This is a genomic window from Dyadobacter alkalitolerans DSM 23607 (assembly GCF_000428845.1).
Classification (GTDB): Bacteria; Bacteroidota; Bacteroidia; order Cytophagales; family Spirosomataceae; genus Dyadobacter; species Dyadobacter alkalitolerans.
The window spans coordinates 711,514-727,897 of the sequence record NZ_AUAS01000001.1; the positions used below are offsets into that span (position 1 = coordinate 711,514).

The 16,384-nt window shown below is 45.0% G+C and carries 19 protein-coding genes; 15 read left to right on the top strand and 4 right to left on the bottom strand.

Annotation, left to right across the window (positions count from 1 at the left end):
* The first annotated feature begins 19 nt into the window (after positions 1 to 19).
* From G395_RS0103110 to cysM, 12 genes are all read left to right on the top strand, one after another.
* The gene (locus tag G395_RS0103110; protein ID WP_026628735.1) at positions 20 to 811 is read left to right on the top strand and encodes a ferritin-like domain-containing protein; all 792 of its coding nucleotides are present in this window, start codon (positions 20 to 22) and stop codon (positions 809 to 811) included.
* 229 nt (positions 812 to 1,040) lie between these two features.
* Positions 1,041 to 2,273 (top strand): sulfite oxidase, encoded by a 1,233-nt coding sequence (locus tag G395_RS0103115; RefSeq protein WP_026628736.1) that lies wholly within the window; start codon positions 1,041 to 1,043, stop codon positions 2,271 to 2,273.
* A gap of 21 nt (positions 2,274 to 2,294) precedes the next feature.
* A complete protein-coding gene (locus G395_RS0103120; RefSeq protein ID WP_026628737.1) occupies positions 2,295 to 2,717 on the top strand; it encodes a hypothetical protein in 423 nt (140 codons plus the stop codon).
* Between the two features lie 41 nt (positions 2,718 to 2,758).
* The gene (locus G395_RS0103125; RefSeq protein WP_026628738.1) at positions 2,759 to 3,283 is read left to right on the top strand and encodes a thermonuclease family protein; all 525 of its coding nucleotides are present in this window, start codon (positions 2,759 to 2,761) and stop codon (positions 3,281 to 3,283) included.
* A gap of 18 nt (positions 3,284 to 3,301) precedes the next feature.
* Positions 3,302 to 3,958, top strand: a complete 657-nt coding sequence (locus tag G395_RS30930; protein ID WP_051349934.1) for a hypothetical protein — start codon at positions 3,302 to 3,304, stop codon at positions 3,956 to 3,958.
* Positions 3,959 to 4,054: 96 nt separating this feature from the next.
* Positions 4,055 to 5,176 (top strand): hypothetical protein, encoded by a 1,122-nt coding sequence (locus G395_RS0103135; RefSeq protein ID WP_026628739.1) that lies wholly within the window; start codon positions 4,055 to 4,057, stop codon positions 5,174 to 5,176.
* Between the two features lie 79 nt (positions 5,177 to 5,255).
* The gene (locus G395_RS0103140; protein WP_026628740.1) at positions 5,256 to 6,647 is read left to right on the top strand and encodes a hypothetical protein; all 1,392 of its coding nucleotides are present in this window, start codon (positions 5,256 to 5,258) and stop codon (positions 6,645 to 6,647) included.
* 29 nt (positions 6,648 to 6,676) lie between these two features.
* Entirely contained in the window at positions 6,677 to 7,186 is a 510-nt protein-coding gene (locus G395_RS0103145; protein WP_026628741.1) for a GNAT family N-acetyltransferase, read from the top strand.
* Positions 7,187 to 7,328: 142 nt separating this feature from the next.
* Positions 7,329 to 9,044: an AMP-binding protein gene (locus G395_RS0103150; RefSeq protein WP_026628742.1), complete on the top strand. Its 1,716-nt coding sequence runs from the start codon at positions 7,329 to 7,331 to the stop codon at positions 9,042 to 9,044.
* A gap of 107 nt (positions 9,045 to 9,151) precedes the next feature.
* Positions 9,152 to 9,883 carry an alpha/beta fold hydrolase gene (locus G395_RS0103155; RefSeq protein WP_035360248.1) on the top strand — a complete coding sequence of 244 codons (732 nt, stop codon included), beginning with the start codon at positions 9,152 to 9,154 and terminating at the stop codon, positions 9,881 to 9,883.
* 81 nt (positions 9,884 to 9,964) lie between these two features.
* Entirely contained in the window at positions 9,965 to 11,173 is a 1,209-nt protein-coding gene (locus G395_RS0103160) for an alpha/beta hydrolase family protein (RefSeq protein WP_026628744.1), read from the top strand.
* A gap of 6 nt (positions 11,174 to 11,179) precedes the next feature.
* Entirely contained in the window at positions 11,180 to 12,052 is an 873-nt protein-coding gene (gene cysM / locus G395_RS0103165) for a cysteine synthase CysM (RefSeq protein WP_026628745.1), read from the top strand.
* A 77-nt stretch (positions 12,053 to 12,129) separates the two neighbouring features.
* On the opposite strand, the gene G395_RS0103170 is transcribed toward cysM, so the two are convergent.
* The gene (locus G395_RS0103170) at positions 12,130 to 12,549 is read right to left on the bottom strand and encodes a hypothetical protein (protein WP_026628746.1); all 420 of its coding nucleotides are present in this window, start codon (positions 12,547 to 12,549) and stop codon (positions 12,130 to 12,132) included.
* A gap of 105 nt (positions 12,550 to 12,654) precedes the next feature.
* Between G395_RS0103170 and G395_RS0103175 the strand changes: the two genes are divergently transcribed.
* The 3 genes from G395_RS0103175 to G395_RS0103185 all read left to right on the top strand — a co-directional run bounded on the left by G395_RS0103175 (position 12,655) and on the right by G395_RS0103185 (position 14,107).
* Positions 12,655 to 12,957 (top strand): DUF4286 family protein, encoded by a 303-nt coding sequence (locus G395_RS0103175; protein ID WP_026628747.1) that lies wholly within the window; start codon positions 12,655 to 12,657, stop codon positions 12,955 to 12,957.
* 226 nt (positions 12,958 to 13,183) lie between these two features.
* The gene (gene hpf / locus G395_RS0103180) at positions 13,184 to 13,561 is read left to right on the top strand and encodes a ribosome hibernation-promoting factor, HPF/YfiA family (protein WP_026628748.1); all 378 of its coding nucleotides are present in this window, start codon (positions 13,184 to 13,186) and stop codon (positions 13,559 to 13,561) included.
* A gap of 132 nt (positions 13,562 to 13,693) precedes the next feature.
* Positions 13,694 to 14,107, top strand: coding sequence for a MaoC family dehydratase (locus G395_RS0103185; protein ID WP_026628749.1), 414 nt, complete (start codon positions 13,694 to 13,696; stop codon positions 14,105 to 14,107).
* 55 nt (positions 14,108 to 14,162) lie between these two features.
* Here the strand turns inward: G395_RS0103185 and G395_RS0103190 are convergent, their stop codons facing one another.
* From G395_RS0103190 to G395_RS0103200, 3 genes are all read right to left on the bottom strand, one after another.
* A complete protein-coding gene (locus G395_RS0103190) occupies positions 14,163 to 14,342 on the bottom strand; it encodes a BF3379 family histone-like protein (RefSeq protein WP_026628750.1) in 180 nt (59 codons plus the stop codon).
* Positions 14,343 to 14,595: 253 nt separating this feature from the next.
* Positions 14,596 to 15,867, bottom strand: coding sequence for an aminotransferase class I/II-fold pyridoxal phosphate-dependent enzyme (locus tag G395_RS0103195; RefSeq protein WP_026628751.1), 1,272 nt, complete (start codon positions 15,865 to 15,867; stop codon positions 14,596 to 14,598).
* Positions 15,868 to 16,174: 307 nt separating this feature from the next.
* On the bottom strand, positions 16,175 to 16,384 hold a 210-nt coding region (locus tag G395_RS0103200), incomplete at its 5' end, for a transposase (protein ID WP_026628752.1).

The window sequence follows — 16,384 nt, forward strand, 5'->3', positions numbered from 1 at the left end:
CTAATTTGATTCAGAAACAATGGATATTTTCAAAATTATAGATGATTTTCAAAAAATTGACGGGGATGCAGCAGGCCGCCTTGAGTTTGCCACGCGTCGTCATTTTATGAACAGGATCGGCAGTAAGCTTGCAACAGTTGCAGTTCCTACTGTCTTTGCTTCAATTGTACACAAAGCGTATGCGCAGTCTGCGAAAGCAATCGACGTGCTGAACTTTGCACTGACACTTGAATATCTGGAAGACGAGTTTTACAAAGCAGGAAACGCAGCTGCTAACCTGATCCCGGCTTCTGATAAGGCGATCTTCACACAAATCGGCAAGCACGAATCACAGCACGTAGCATTCCTTGTGAAAGCTTTGGGCGATAAAGCGATCAAAAAACCAACATTTGATTTCAAATATGGTGGCGCTTTTAATGATGTGTTTACCAATTACAAAACTTTTGTAACGGTTTCCAGCGCATTGGAAGATACCGGTGTGCGTGCTTACAAAGGACAGGCTGGTGAATTGCTTGCTGATGCGCAAATCCTGGAATACGCACTGCAGGTTCACTCGGTAGAAGCACGTCACGCGGCTATGACGCGCAGACTGGCTGCAACGGTAACAGCAACCCCGGCTATGAAAGGCTGGATTACAGGTAAAGAAGGCGCCGTAGCGGCCATTTACGCAGGTGAAGACAACATGACACAAGGCGGCGTGAACCTGAAAGGCCTTGCATCGAAATCGGATGCAGCTATAACAGAGGCATTTGACGAACCATTGACGAAAGCTGAAGTTCTTGCAATTGCAGGTCCGTTCATTAAAGCATAACATGAGTTAGTAAGCATTAGTAAATTCTCCCTGTTGGACGTATACATGCACTTTTTTAAGTGAGTAATGTTCTAATGTCAGTACACACTATTTTTGTAAGCGAGAGGTTGTCCAGCGGGCAGCCTCTTTTTTTATTAAAAATCGCTTAAATCAGGATGAATGGGTGCTATACTAATATCGTTTATGTAAATTCGACCGTTGATATTTCGAACTATTTCTGAACCTCATAATGAATTCCGGATCCGACAGACGTGGCTTTTTGAAGCGAAGCAGCATGGCAGCACTTGCTGCGGCAATGGGAACGAACATTGTTTTTGCCAACAAAATGCCCAAAGGTTATATCCCGCTCTTATTCGATGAAAAGGATGCGCTTAAAGGCAAAAGTCAGGAAATGATCGTGCAGGGAGATAAACCCTGGAATGTAGAATCACCCTTACACCTGCTCGACGACCGCATTACGCCGGTCGACAAAATGTTTATCAGAAATAACGGCCTGATTCCGGAAACGATTGATGTTGCTACCTGGACGTTGACAATTGACGGTGAGTCGGTTAAGGCGCCGAAGACATATACATTGGCTGAATTAAAAAAGAAATTCAAACCTTTCACTTACCAGCTGGTGCTGGAATGCGGCGGTAACGGCCGTTCTGGCTTTCAGCCGCAAGCATCGGGAAACCAGTGGGGACAGGGTGCGGTGCATTGCGCGGAATGGACGGGCGTTCGTTTGAAAGATGTGCTGGCCGATGTGGGCATTAAAGGTGATGCGGTATACATTGGTTATCATGGTAAGGATCAGCATTTGAGCAAAGACCCAAAAAAGGAAGCCATTTCACGCGGTGTTCCGATGTCCAAAGCCCTGGAAGACGAGACGATCATTGCATGGCAGTTGAATGGTAAGGACATCCCGGAATTTCACGGTTATCCGTTGAGATTGGTTATAGGCGGATGGCCAGCCTCCGTTTCAGGAAAATGGCTGAGCCGGATCTCGGTCCGGAATAAAGTGCATGATGGTGCGAAAATGGAAGGCCATAGTTATAAGATGCCCAAAAGCCCGGTTTCGCCCGGTGAGGATGTGCCACAGACGGACGAGTATTTCAAGATTATTGAATCCATGCCCGTTAAATCGCTCATTACTTTTCCGAAATCGGGCGCAATGATCGCACCTGATGCGGAACTGGCATTACGCGGACACGCATGGGCCGGTGACCATGCAATTAAAAAAATGGAGGTTTCAATTGACTTTGGTGCAACCTGGAAAGAATGCAAGCTTGAAGCGCCCGCTAACAGACTGGCTTGGCAGCATTGGAATACCAAGGTAAAATTCCCTTCCAAAGGTTATTATGAAGTTTGGGCTAAGGCAACCGATGACAAAGGAAATGCACAGCCCATGGTCATCCCGGCCTGGAATCCGGGCGGTTACATGAACAATGCTTGCGAGCGGATCGCTGTTAAAGTCGGTTAATCACAGAGAAAATTACCTGCAATGCATTTGATTAAAAATAAAAATGTCGGCCTGCTGCTCACATTATTCCTTTTTTTGGGATTGGTTTCAACAGCTTTTCGTACAGAAACTCGTGTTGAGAATCAGGCAGGGTTTGCCAGTATTCCTTTGGATACAGCGAAGACAGATAAAGAAACAGGCTTGCTAACGGATCCGAACCTGTATATGGTGAAGGCGCAATGTACGAGCTGTCATTCGTCCAAGCTCATCATTGCCAACCGTTTCACAAGGGACGGCTGGAAACAGAAGATCCGCTGGATGCAGGCCAATCACAATCTCTGGGACCTGGGCGAAACGGAAAAGCAGGTCCTGGATTATCTGGAAAAACATTATGCTCCTACAGCAACAGCAGCCCGCAGGAAGCCCCTCAACGACATTAAGTGGTACAAGCTTGAAGAACAGTGAAAGTGAACAGAGTACAATTAAGTAGAGTAAGATTCAATTTTTTGTTTGCGCTGACGGTTACCCTGGCGCTTTCGTCTTTTAGTAACGACAATGCAGTCCGCCTTCAAAACGGCAGTATCCAGCAGCATTACGATTTACCAAACCCTTTAAAAGCAGAGGTTATCGCGATTCAGGATGGCGACACCATTGAACTCAAATTCCTTTATGCAGGAAAAAAAGCGGGTCAGAGAATGGGAAAACCGATCAGGATCAGGCTTTTGCATGTGAATTGCCCCGAACGCGGGCGGCCTTATTATAAAGTTGCAAAGCAATACACAAGCCAGCAATGTTTCCGGAAAACAGTCCAGATCAGGCATGCTGGTAACTTTGATAAATATGGGAGGTTACTTGGCGAAGTTGTGCTTCCCAACGGCCGGATTTTGAATAAGGAACTGGTTAAAGCAGGACTGGCTGTGCATTTTAAGAAATATTCTAAAAGCCAGGAATACGCTAATCTTGAAATTCAGGCAAAAAAGCAAAAGGTTGGTATTTGGAGCCAGTCGTCGTTATTTTTAGGTCAATTATAATTCTGATAAACACTATAAATGTCTTCCGCCTCAGCACTTTACCAGATACTGTATCAAAACGAAACATTGTTCCGTTTAGCAGAAAGCATTGCGCCTGAGGTGCTGGAAAAATCTATTGTAAATGAGCCTCAGCATGAGCTTGCACAAGCACCTGAACCTGTACAAGCAACTGCACCAGCACATGCAACTGCGCCTGCTGCTCCCGAAGTTCAGCAGCCGATAGGAAAATCAACTCCCAAAACTCCCGCTATCGTATCCAATCCAAGTCCGGCGCCTGCATTACCCCACGCAGAATTCCCGGCATTGCTGCACAGCATACTAATCCTGATGGACGCGCCGAAGCAGAAGGAAATGGCTGCCTCGGAAGCATTGTTCCTGGACAACATTCTGAAAGCAGTCGGACATTCCATGGAAAAAGCGGACATTTTGAATTACAGCTTTCTCAAAGGTCCGGATGCCCGGAGAGTTTTATCGGAGAAGAAAACGAACTTCTTTATCTCATTCGGCGTGCCGCTCATTAAGCTGCATTTGGACTTGTTACTCATGCCCTACACGCCTAAGCTGGTCGACGGCGTCTGGTTTCTGCTCACCGATCCATTGCATGTTATTGAAGCCGACCGCAATCTTAAGAAGAAACTATGGCAGGCTTTACAGAAGATGTTTGAAATGTCCTAATCGTCAGTTGGTTACCTTTTTTAATCCCCGGTCATCACAATAATGTAGCAATTTTCTCTGTTTTCATGGATAATCGCAGGTTAACCATGAAAAACTATGGCAAAATTGACTGAACTAATTGCGAATTGGTTCCGCCCCAACGCATCCGACGCGGACCAATACTATGATGATGAGCCTGTTGAAAATGAAACAGCTCCCAACGCTCCCTCCGATTATACGCCTGTAACCTACATTCAACCAACACCCGAACAGGTGCCTCAACCTGCTGTTGCCGAAATTCCTGAAATACAGAAAGTGGAAGTGCCCATGCCGTATTGGCTGGAAGATGAAGATACATTGCGTGATGAAGGTGTTTTGTTTGGACTTTCTGAGTCTGACCCGAACGAAAAGACGGACATTATCCAGAAGTATTTTTCGAATCTGGTTGCCGGCCACATTGCCAGCATTGAACAGCATAATGAACGCATTCAGGAACTTAACCTCTTTATCGGGCAGAAAAATAACCGGATTGAGGAATTAAAGGACAAATTAAAAAACCCGGTTAGTAACACGGAACGCGAGCACCATTTGCCCCGCACATTAATGGGCATAACACTCTGCGTGGCCATGTGTATTGGCAACTTCTTCCTGATCCGGGAATCATTGAAACCTGCATTTGCAGATAATTCGTGGATCGCGCTGGGCGTGTTCCTGGCGGGAATGTTCAGCTTATTTGGCAAAATTTCCCTTTTCCATGACACTGAATCCCGGGTGACCTGGAAGTCGCTGCTGGAAGAGATCGGGCTTCCATTTGCGGCAGCATTGTTTGTGTTTGCCAATGTCATCTCATACCAGACCTGGTGGCAGGCATTTGCGCTGTTTATATTCGTTTTCTTCCTTTTTATGTTCGCAGGCAAGCTTTTGCTGAGCAACATTACAGTTTTGTGGAACGATACAAAGGCTTGGCTCCATATCAGAAAACACAGCCAGGATTCCGCTGATAATAATTACAACTGGGAAAACGAATGCCAAACCCTGCAAGTGGAAATTGACGAGCTGCGTGTCAAAAAGTGGCAGATCCTGCGTGAACAAAGTACTGCTGAAACAGAACGCGACAAGCTTTACGCAAAAAGGGATATGCTGGTAAAACTATTTGAAAGCGAGTTTTACCTGGCCCGCAGAATGAAGAACGAGCTTACCACCAGACAGCTGAATTTGATCCGCAAAAGCAGGGATTAAGCTTACAGGCATAGCTTTTTCGAAGCAATGTGCTGATAATTAGAAAATTGATTTCGATCATACAAAAATACGAAACGTCATGAACGAACAGAATCCAAACCAGGGCGGCGATTTCCAGCACGGATATTCCAGCGGAATCGAAGGCATTGATCGCCAGGTATATGAGGCATATTTATCCAGCAATGTGAACCATGACTGGGTTATTGATAGAATTAATACCAAAAGAGAAGAACTTTCTTCGGTCAAAAATAAGCAGCAGGAAACCATCAGGCAGCATAAAGCTGCTTACGACAAATTGCAAAATGAAGTGATGGGCCTTAATAATGCTGCCAAAAAAGTGCAGGATAGCGAGAAGTCCATTGCTGAAATCGAGTCTGTAACCGAGGAATTGAGGGAAAAACGTGCGAGCAAGGCGCCATCCTACTCCTTAGTTGCCGGACTCATATTTCTGGCAGCAGGGATATCCTTCATTGCAGGTGACCTGATCATTTCCCACGAGATCGTGGCCTACGCCTTGAATATCCGTAACTCCAACGAAGCCTGGGCATTTGCGATCGGTTTGGCCATGCTTTCCATCCTGTTGAAGCCAGCCTATGACCGGTTGGTGGAAGAGCCTTATCACAAAAATGAAACGCCGAAAGCGAGGTCACGTTATGCCGGATTTAAACTGGTGCTTTCCATTTTTGCGATTGTTACCCTGATCATTTTAGGTTGGTTCCGTTATGAAGCCTACCGGACAGATAAATTGAAAGAAGCCATTAATAAATCGGTTAAAAACCTGCAATTGAATGCTGTTGACCCACTTACGGGTGCGCCGGTGAACAGTCCTGAGTTAACCAATAAGATTGAAGAAGCGCTTCGCAACTCCGATCAGCTAAATCTGGATCTTGTCAATAGTCCCTGGGCGTTGCTTTCTTTCGTCATGAGCGGTGTGCTTTTTGCGATTGCCGGTGCCGTTTCGCTGGGTATGGCATTGCCTGTCTTACAAGGTTTCTGGTATAGATGGCTGCAAATTGACCCAAAACTCTGGCGTTTGAGACGCAGGAGAAAACGCATTCTCAAACAAATGGAGCCGTTACAAGAAACGCTTACCGCACATTTGACACAAAAAAGCATTTTAGAAAATGATATTGCAGTGATGCCTGCCCTGGACGAATTGAAACAGGAAGAAGCCAAGATCAAATCGGAAATAGAAAGCCTGGAAGCAGAGCGCAAACAAACATTGACCGACACACGTGTACATTCATACGGAGACGGTTATGCGCACGGTCAGGTGAGCCGGGATGTGATGGGTGAAGAAGAATATGATGCTTGGAGAAACAGTCATTTAACCGTTTCCAACCTGGCATTACGCGCCAAGTCCAATGCCTCGGCAGACCGCGCAGTTCCCCGCTCACGCGCTACCGGAATGCGTCCGCACCAGGCAATCCGAAAAGCAATAACGGACCGGTTTGACGAAAACAACTCATAATGTTCTAAATTGGGGGCTAAATTATTGATATGATTTTAACCCCCAATTTAAGGATTGTACCCTGCGACGATACGCTTTTTGACGCCATACGCATGGGTAATAACACATTAGCACGCGTGATGGGTGTGAATGTTCCTAAAAAGTGGACCGAGTTCCGGGATACTTTTACCCCTTCTTATCACCGCTGGAAAGCCCACCCTCCTTTACGGGACTGGTGGGTTTATTTGGTTATACACATGCCTGATAACATGCTGATCGGCTCCTGCGGCTACAAAGGCGAACCCGATGCCAGCGGGATGGTAGAAATAGGTTATGAGATCATGCCTTCACACCGCTTGAAAGGCCTGGGAATGGAAATTGCGAAAGGGCTTATCGAACACGCATTTGCACAACCCGGCGTCCATAAGATACTGGCGCATACATTAAGGGAAGAAAATGCATCTGTGAAAATCCTCGAAAAATTAGGTTTTAAGCAGACCGAGGACATTAATGATCCCGATGAAGGTCCACTGTGGCGTTGGGAACTGGCACGAAAATAATTCCTGGGAGGCTTTTGCGTTATCATTTAAGAATTATTGTTTTTCAAAAAATTAATTGGACACGATCAATAATTTTCTTTTGTTATTGATTACCTTGATTTTTGGAAACGCACCTATTCCGAACCCTTTTCCTTTTTGAATTATGATCGCTATATCTAAGGAAACCTATCCGTGGCTGAAAAATTATCCCGAAGGAATTCCCTACGAAATAAACCCTGATGCCTACGTTTCCCTTGTTGACATGATGGAAACGACATTTCGCGACAATGCGGCAAAGCCTGCTTACACCAACATGGATAAGCAGCTTACATTTGGAGAAGTCGATGTTTTGTCCAGAAATTTCGCGGCCTATCTGCAAGGACTGGGCCTGGTTCAGGGCGACCGCATTGCTATCCAAATGCCCAATCTGCTGCAATATCCTGTGGCCATGATAGGTGCATTAAGGGCAGGATTGATCATTGTGAATACGAATCCGCTGTATACGCCGCGTGAGATGCAGCATCAGTTTAAGGATTCAGGCGCTAAAGCGGTTGTGATCCTGGCGAATTTTGCCCTGAACCTGGAAAAAATTGTTGCTAACACCAACATTCAGCACGTTATCATCACCGAGATCGGGGATCTTTTGGGCTTTCCTAAAAAACTGATTGTCAATGCTGTTGTAAAATATGTGAAGAAGATGGTGCCGAAATACAATCTTCCGGACGCTGTCTCTTTTACCAAAGCATTATCCATAGGCGCAGGACGCGAGTATAAAAGGCCAAACATTTCAGGGATTGACATAGCATTTATCCAATATACGGGTGGAACAACAGGTGTTTCAAAAGGCGCAATGCTCACGCACCGCAACCTGATCGCCAATGTAGAGGGAATCAATGAATGGCTGATGTCCAAAATGAGACGTTCGCCAGCCACTGGCCAGCTTACCATTGTAGGTGCATTGCCCTTATATCACGTTTTTGCATTGACCATTAACGGCTTATGCGGCATTAAATGGGGCGCACTCAATATTTTGATTACCAACCCAAAAGATCTGTCGGCATTTGTGAAGGAACTGAAAAAATTCCGCTTTCACATCTTCCCGGGCCTTAATACATTGTTTAACGGGCTGCTCAATAACACCGATTTCGACTCCGTTGATTTTTCTGAACTTAAAATAACCATTGCCGGCGGCATGGCGCTGCAAAAAGTAGTTGCCGAGCGCTGGGAAAAAGTAACCGGCTGTCCGCTCGTGGAAGGATACGGCTTATCTGAAACTTCCCCGGTGCTCTCTGTAAATCCATTAGATGATCACCATAAGCAAGGCACAATCGGGCTTCCTTTCCCGAGCACGGAAATGCGTATCCTGAAAGATGATGAAACCTGGGCAGCCGTAGGTGAAAAAGGCGAGATTTGTGCCAAAGGACCACAGATTATGCTGGGCTATTATAACCGGCCCGACGAAACTGTAAAAGTGATATTTGAAGACGAAAGCGGAAGATGGTTTAAAACCGGTGACATTGGTTATGAAGATGGAGACGGTTTCTTCAAAATCGTGGACCGTAAGAAAGACATGATCCTGGTTTCAGGATTTAATGTTTATCCCAATGAGATTGAGGATGTGGTTGCGCAATGTCCGGGAGTTATGGAAGTTGCGTGTGTTGGTGTCCCGGATGAAAAGTCGGGTGAGCTTGTAAAAATATATGTGGTGAAGAAAGATCCGGCGCTTACCGAGGAAAAAGTGAAGGCCTTTTGCAAAGAAAATCTAACCGGCTATAAGATCCCGCGCCAAATAGAGTTCCGAAATGAATTGCCAAAAACGAATGTTGGAAAAATCCTGAGAAGGGCGCTGCGGGAGGAAGAAATGGGCAAAGCTAAATAGCGGAAACGAGCGGTTACTTCGTAATTCATTCGCTCGAAAAAGCCTGGAAAGCGAGCGATTTATGTATATTTAGCCAAACAAGTTCTCAACCTTGAAAGCAAATCTATATGAATCTACACCGTAAAACTCTGGTATTGCTGCATGGACATGGCATAGATGATACGATTTGGGACAACCTTGATGCCGCGCTTAATGATGATTTTACAATAGTAAGGCCTAACATTTCCCTGTTCACTTTTTGCCAGTCTGTTGAAGATTACGCAGACGAACTGCACCGGTTCCTGACCAATGCGAACATTACAAAATGCGTGCTGATCGGCCATTCGATGGGCGGTTACATTGCCCTCGCATTTGCAGAAAAATACCTGGACATGCTCGAAGGTTTCGGGTTATTCCACTCCACTGCCTATGCCGACGACGAGGCTAAAAAACACCAGCGCAACCAGACCATTGATCTTCTTAAAAATCATGGAACGGAAGCATTTGTTAAAAACACGGCTGGAAATCTTTTTGGGGAGAGATATAAAGAACTTTACCCTGAGAGGATTAAGGAACACATCAACCATTTTGGCAAACTTCCCGCGGAAGCGCTTATTGCAGGCATTGTAGCCATGCGTAACCGTCCAGACCGCACGGCGGTGCTCACCCGCATGACATTCCCGGTTCTGCTCATTATTGGTATGCAGGACAAGCTCATTCCTTTTGAAAGCGTGATCACATTGTCCGCATTTCCCAAGCAGAGCTATCCTTTTATCCTCGCAGAAGCAGGACATATGGGAATGGTTGAGCGGCCCGATGCCACGGCGCGTATGATCAACTGGTATATGGGAAAAATTTAAGTCAGAAATTTATTCATTTCACGATCTAAAACAGGTCATCGTTCGTTATCTAAACTTGAACGGTGACCTTTTCTTAAGAATATGCAAAAATTTACGATCGTAGTGTTTCAGAGGAGGTTATCCTTCCTGCTTATGTGGAGTTTGTTGCTGCTTTACTCCTGCAAAGACGACAAGCCACTGCCTGTGGACCCGCCGGTTGAGAATAAATATCTCACTGAAAGCACGGTTATCACCGAAATGACCAAAGAACAGGTGATCGAGAAAGCCGGTGACCTTAGACTGCTGGTATCTGCGTATGTTAAAAACGGCATCAAGGTTTTTAAAATCACTTACAAGACAAAGAATACGGACGGAACGGACATTATGGCTTCCGGGGCATTGATTTTACCGTCGACGCCGAATCCCGCTTCTATGATCAGCGTTCAGCACGGCACGATCCGTGACGACGCATCTGCACCTTCCAATTTCAAGGATGGAGCTGAAGCAGCGTCCTTTGGGGCATTATTTGGCTCAATGGGATACATTATTGCTTATCCGGATTACATTGGTTACGGTGCTTCCAAGGATTTGCCGCATCCATACGAACACAGAGCCAGCCTGGCATCGGCTTCACTGGATATGCTGCGTGCTGCAAAGGAGTTTTTGAAAGCGCAAAAAGATGTAAAATGGGATGAGAAACTATATGTCGCGGGTTATAGCGAAGGCGGTTACGCAACCATGTCACTCCATAAAATGATCGAAGAAGAAGCTGCTGGTGAGTTCAACTTACGGGCTTCCAGCTGTGGTGCGGGCGCATATGATAAAACTGCGTTCATGAAACACATTATCAATACGAAAACGCACGGAATTGCTTCCTATAATGCACTTTACACATGGGTGCTGTTAACTTATGACAGGATTTATAAACTGAACCGCCCGGCTTCCTACTATTTCAAAGAGCCGTTTGCGACCAATATCACGGCAAACGGGATTTCAGCACCGATTGGCCAAAGCTTTGATTCCGCTTTGAATGAAAGCTTCAAAACTGATTTGAATGATGGCAAGGATGAGAAGTTTATTGCGGCCATTGCAGATAATGATGTTTATAACTGGAAACCCAAAGCACCTGTCCAGCTATATCACGGCGATAAGGACGAACTTGTTTTTTACTTCAATTCGGTAAAAGCATACGATACGATGAAAGGATTGGGTGCGAATGTGACATTAACACCGGTGCCCGGTGGCACGCATAGCAGTTCCATATCGTCATTCCTGATTGGAACGCTGGCATTTTTTACCTCTACAAAATAACATTACATGTTTTCACTTCTTGATCTGGTTGGTAACACCCCTCTTATTGAATTAAAAAAGATCAATCCCAATCCGGACGTAAAAATTTTTGGTAAGCTGGAAGGCAACAATCCGGGCGGCAGCGTCAAGGACCGTGCAGCATTCAGTATGATAAAAGGCGCGATGGACCGCGGTGAAGTGACGTCAGGTACCAAGCTGATTGAGGCCACCAGTGGAAATACAGGCATTGCCCTGGCGATGATAGCACGGCTGTTTGATCTTGAAATAGAGCTCATTATGCCCCAAAGCTCAACAAAGGAACGTGTGCTGACGATGGAAGCCTATGGTGCAAAAGTTGTACTTTCGGAAACCATGGAGAGTGCGCGGGACATTGCGGAGGAGAAAGCAGCTTCCGGCGGTTATTTTATGCTCAATCAATTCGCCAACCAGGACAACTGGAAAGCACATTACAGAACCACAGGGCCAGAAATTTATAAGGATACCAACCAATCCGTGACCCATTTTGTGTCTTCCATGGGCACTACCGGCACTATTATGGGTGTTTCGCGCTATTTAAAGGAACAAAATCCAAACATTCAGATTGTGGGCTGCCAGCCTACCGACGGTTCGAGCATTCCCGGCATCAGGAAATGGCCCGTCGAATATCTTCCCAAAATATTTGAAAGAGAACGGGTTGACCGCGTGATTGAGGTTACGCAGGATGATGCGGTGCTTACCACTCGCAAACTGGCAAAAGAGGAGGCTGTTTTTGCAGGCATGAGCAGCGGAGGCGCAACCTGGGCAGCCATTGAGCTGGCCAAAGAATTAACGGAAGGCGTCATCGTTTGTATCATCTGCGACCGCGGCGACCGCTATCTATCAAGCGATTTGTTTGGATAAAGAGAAAGGCTTTTCAAATTCCTGAGACAATGCTCCCGGATTTGAAAAGCCTTTTAACTAAAATTCAATATTGCGGATCAGAACCAGCCTGAGCCAAGGTTTCTGAAAGGCCACGGAATGGCTACGAGGATGATAATGAGGCCCATTGCGTAAAAGTAGAGCACCGTTCTGTGCTTGGCAGCGCCGGTCAGCTTCTTCGATCTGATTCTTCCGACGGTGATCAGCACAATGGCGATTAACATCATGAATATGTGTTCGATTGAATAAAAACGGAACACTTTCTCGCTGATCAGGTCAAAATTCACTTTCGCGCTCATGGTATAAAGGATCAGCCCAAGCAGCAGCTGCGTATGTGTTGCAATGAATGCGAACAGATAGACTTTGCTATCGCCCTGAGACCCTTTCTGCCAGTTGGAATAAGCAGTAAAAATCGCTGCAATCAAAAGTGCCAACACTACATAACGGAGGCCTGAGTGGGCACGTATAAGCGCGTTCATATTAAATCAGTTTATGGTGAATAAGTAAAAGTATGCAAATGTAACGCTCAATCGAGCATTATGCTTGATATTTGCACAACAAAAAGTCCCGATAATTAAAATATCATGATCATATTTAACATTACCGTCAACATTAGTTATGCCGCCGAAAAGGATTGGCTTGATTTCATGAAGACGGTCCACATTCCCGAAATCCTGGCGACAAAACTGCCGCTTGAGTGTAAACTTTTACGCTTGCTCACCGAGATAGAAAACGAAGGTTCGACCTACACCACGCAGTTTTCGTTCCGGACCATGGAAGATTTCCTTGCTTACCAAACCGGCTTTCAGGCCGACTTGCAGGAGCGCCACCATGCGCTTTTTAATGGTCAATATGTATCTTTTCGGACACTTTTGGAGGAAGCATGACGCTTTCCATCCCCACTTTTGAGGTAAAATAAATATATTTAAAAACAACCCGGTTTACTTGACATTACCCTATTATTTCCTTTTATTTAATATACCATTAAGATCAAAAATGGTGTTTGGGAGCGATTTGAAATTGGGTGGAGAGGATCGAAACTTGTATTGGCGGCCCCGGCATACATGTTGATAGGATGGTTTAAAATATGTTTTACCTTAAAACAAAGTGCTTATGAGACTGCAAATGCAAGCAATTCATTTTGACGCCGATCCTAAGTTGTTGAGCTTCATTCAACAAAAGCTAGATAAACTTGATACCTTTTATGACCGGATTACTAGCGGAGAGGTGTTTTTGAAATTGGATAAAAGTGACAATGCCAAGTTACAGACCAAACTTCTTGAGGTTAAGCTTTATGTTCCGGGAGGAACCATGTTTGTGAGAGAGCAAGGGACGACGTTCGAGGAAGCAACTGATTTAGCAATAGATACATTGAAAATGCAGGTTAAAAAGTTTAAAGACAAACGTAACAATGCCAGGGCACCGAAGATTATTGAAGGTGTAGCATTAGAAGACGGCGTTACGCTCATAACGGAGGAAACTGAAGAGTAACAACATATATATCATAAGCAAGAGAAGCCGCCCCGGTCCGGGACGGCTTCTCTTGCTTTATGGCAACGCGTTTGTTTGCAACAATCGGATAATTGAGCGAATTTAGATTTTTGTTAATATAAAAGCGATTTTATGAATATTGAACCTGTTGTGGGTAGTAGTTTCGAACAGCCATTTCGTCTGACCCAGGAAGAAGTTCAGCGGTTTGCGGATCTTACCGGTGATAACAACCCCATTCACCTGGATGCGGAATATGCTGCAACGACCTCATTCAAAAAGCCTATCATTCATGGCATGCTGGGCGCCACCATTTTCACAAAAGTGCTGGGAACACAATTTCCAGGCTTTGGATCTATTTACCTGAAACAAACATTAGAATTCCTGCGCCCTATGTTCGTTGAGACGGATTATAAAGCCGTTTTCACGATCAAAACCATTAATCCGGAAAAGCACATTGCTGAGATTTCGACTGAGATTGTGGATGCGACAACCAAAAAAGTGGTGACGCGTGGTGTGGCTACAATGATCAATACAGAAAAGTTCTAAAGATAAAAGCCCGGACAGGAATGCCCGGGCTTTTATATCATTTATCCTTCTCAGATTATTCTGCAGTATTCTTCTTATTTTGAACTTCGGCACGGATATCCTGAGCCAACGTTTTAAGGTCTTGCATTCCTTTACGTACACGTGTTCCAGCAGCCTGGTTGCCTTTGTCATAAAACTTATCGAAATCGCCTTCCAGTGAAAGGATCAGATCTTTAACTTCATCAAATCTTGCCATGTTTGTGTTTGTTTTTTAGTTTCAAAATGCCTTTTACACGCTAAAAACGCATGTTTTGACCGAAATTTAGTAATTAAAAGCATTTCCGCAACCCAAAAAACAAAAAAAAACACTTCTAAAATGCAATTAATTATTTGCAAACACCTAAATATCTTAAAATCAGACATTTAGTAATTATTAAATTTTCAAAATAAAAATAAAAAAAAGAGGGCTTTTGCGAAAAAAGCCCTCAGAAAGCGAAATATGCCAATTTTTACTCGATAACCTCCTGAACGTCCTCAACCTGGTAAACCCTGTTTTTCAGCTTGTCGGCCAGAGTCGTGAACGCATTTAATGTATATTCCACATCATCCAATGTATGTGAAGCAGTTGGAATTATGCGCAGCATGATCTGACCTTTCGGTACAACCGGATACACGACGATAGAGCAGAAAACGCCCATATTCTCGCGAAGATCACGCACCATGCGCGTTACTTCCGGCACGCCGCCTTCACTGTGAAGGAAGACAGGAGTAACCGGCGATTCTGTTTCACCAATGTTAAAACCTCTTCCCCTCAGTCCGTCCTGCATAGCCTTAACATTCTCCCAAAGTTTCGCACGAAGTTCCGGCATTGTCTTGATCATTTGAAGACGCTTACGGCAACCTTCTACGTATGGCATCGGAAGCGCTTTCGCATATGTTTGCGAGCGCATGTTATATTTCAGGAACATGATAATTTCGGGATCGTCCGAAGCGATAAAAGCGCCAATTGCGGCCATCGATTTCGCAAATGTCGAGAAGTAAAGATCAACCTCCTTCTGAACACCCAAAAGCTCTCCTACGCCCGCGCCGGTTTCGCCCATTGTGCCGAATCCGTGAGCATCATCCACAAGCAGACGAAAATCATATTTCTTCTTTAATTCCACAATCGCTTTCAGATCGCCTACTTTACCAGACATGCCGAAAACACCTTCGGTAATAACAAGCACGCCGCCACCTTTCTCATTGGCCAGTTTCGTGGCACGGATCAGGTTCTTTTCAAGGCTAGCCATATCATTATGGTTGAACTTGTAGTATTCACCCAATTTGGCTTTGTGCAAGCGAATTCCGTCGATGAGACAGGCATGTGATTCCGCATCGTAAACAATCACATCGCGGTGGTCACAGATACACTCGATCGCCGACATAACGCCCTGATATCCGTAGTTAAGAAGAAATGCGTCTTTTTTGCCTACAAACTCAGCAAGTTCTTTTTCAAAAGTCTCGTGAAGCTCTGAATTCCCCGACATCATTCTGGCTCCCATTGGATAGGCAAGCCCCCATTTGGCAGTCGCTTCGGTATCAGCTTGTCTGATTTCCGGATGATTAGCCAATCCCAAATAATTGTTCAAGCTCCAATTTAACACCTCACGGCCCATAAATCTCATGCGCGGCCCCAGGTCTCCTTCCAGCATTGGGAAAGAAAAATAATGGTGGCTGTTTAGCATTTTGGCCGGTGTCCCGATAGGGCCGGAGTTGTTGCGTAATTTCTCAAAAATATCCACTCGCTTTTATTTTATGTGGGTAACCAATTGATATAAATGTTAGATAAATGCAAAATTAACAAAATTTGCGCTTACTTTAATACAATCCAGCCCCAGGCCATGATTGTAATTTAGTAAAATAACAAAAATCGTGCGCTAACTAACATCATAAAATCGGGTATTCTCCCACCAAATAAAAGAGGGTGTCTCATTTCAAAATGGGGCACCCTCTTTCGTTTCTGGTTTTTGTAACTGAGAATTAAGATTCAAAATCCGCCGTTAAAAGCTAGCTTACTGGATTTGCCAGGTAGGCGCGTAAACAGCCCTCCTAGGCCGCCCTTTTCCTGATATTCTGGGCTAGTGCGATCAATCCCCACTCTATTTCGACCTTTTGTTTGCCGCGGAGCATAAACTTGCGGAAGCCGTGGTTATGTTTAATGTTGCCAAAGACGGGTTCTACGTCATAGCACCGCTTCTTTCGTTTGACAATGCCTTCCTCACTTTTTAGCAGCTCGTCGGCTTGCTGTTTTTGCCTATC

Excerpts from the sequence above, each read along its gene's own strand:
- G395_RS0103110 (WP_026628735.1), top strand. The coding sequence starts at position 20 with ATGGATATTTTCAAAATTATAGATGATTTTCAAAAAATTGACGGGGAT.
- G395_RS0103115 (WP_026628736.1), top strand. The coding sequence starts at position 1,041 with ATGAATTCCGGATCCGACAGACGTGGCTTTTTGAAGCGAAGCAGCATG.
- G395_RS0103120 (WP_026628737.1), top strand. The coding sequence starts at position 2,295 with ATGCATTTGATTAAAAATAAAAATGTCGGCCTGCTGCTCACATTATTC.
- G395_RS30930 (WP_051349934.1), top strand. The coding sequence starts at position 3,302 with ATGTCTTCCGCCTCAGCACTTTACCAGATACTGTATCAAAACGAAACA.
- G395_RS0103135 (WP_026628739.1), top strand. The coding sequence starts at position 4,055 with ATGGCAAAATTGACTGAACTAATTGCGAATTGGTTCCGCCCCAACGCA.
- G395_RS0103140 (WP_026628740.1), top strand. The coding sequence starts at position 5,256 with ATGAACGAACAGAATCCAAACCAGGGCGGCGATTTCCAGCACGGATAT.
- G395_RS0103145 (WP_026628741.1), top strand. The coding sequence starts at position 6,677 with ATGATTTTAACCCCCAATTTAAGGATTGTACCCTGCGACGATACGCTT.
- G395_RS0103150 (WP_026628742.1), top strand. The coding sequence starts at position 7,329 with ATGATCGCTATATCTAAGGAAACCTATCCGTGGCTGAAAAATTATCCC.
- G395_RS0103155 (WP_035360248.1), top strand. The coding sequence starts at position 9,152 with ATGAATCTACACCGTAAAACTCTGGTATTGCTGCATGGACATGGCATA.
- G395_RS0103160 (WP_026628744.1), top strand. The coding sequence starts at position 9,965 with ATGCAAAAATTTACGATCGTAGTGTTTCAGAGGAGGTTATCCTTCCTG.
- cysM (WP_026628745.1), top strand. The coding sequence starts at position 11,180 with ATGTTTTCACTTCTTGATCTGGTTGGTAACACCCCTCTTATTGAATTA.
- G395_RS0103170 (WP_026628746.1), bottom strand. The coding sequence starts at position 12,549 with ATGAACGCGCTTATACGTGCCCACTCAGGCCTCCGTTATGTAGTGTTG.
- G395_RS0103175 (WP_026628747.1), top strand. The coding sequence starts at position 12,655 with ATGATCATATTTAACATTACCGTCAACATTAGTTATGCCGCCGAAAAG.
- hpf (WP_026628748.1), top strand. The coding sequence starts at position 13,184 with ATGAGACTGCAAATGCAAGCAATTCATTTTGACGCCGATCCTAAGTTG.
- G395_RS0103185 (WP_026628749.1), top strand. The coding sequence starts at position 13,694 with ATGAATATTGAACCTGTTGTGGGTAGTAGTTTCGAACAGCCATTTCGT.
- G395_RS0103190 (WP_026628750.1), bottom strand. The coding sequence starts at position 14,342 with ATGGCAAGATTTGATGAAGTTAAAGATCTGATCCTTTCACTGGAAGGC.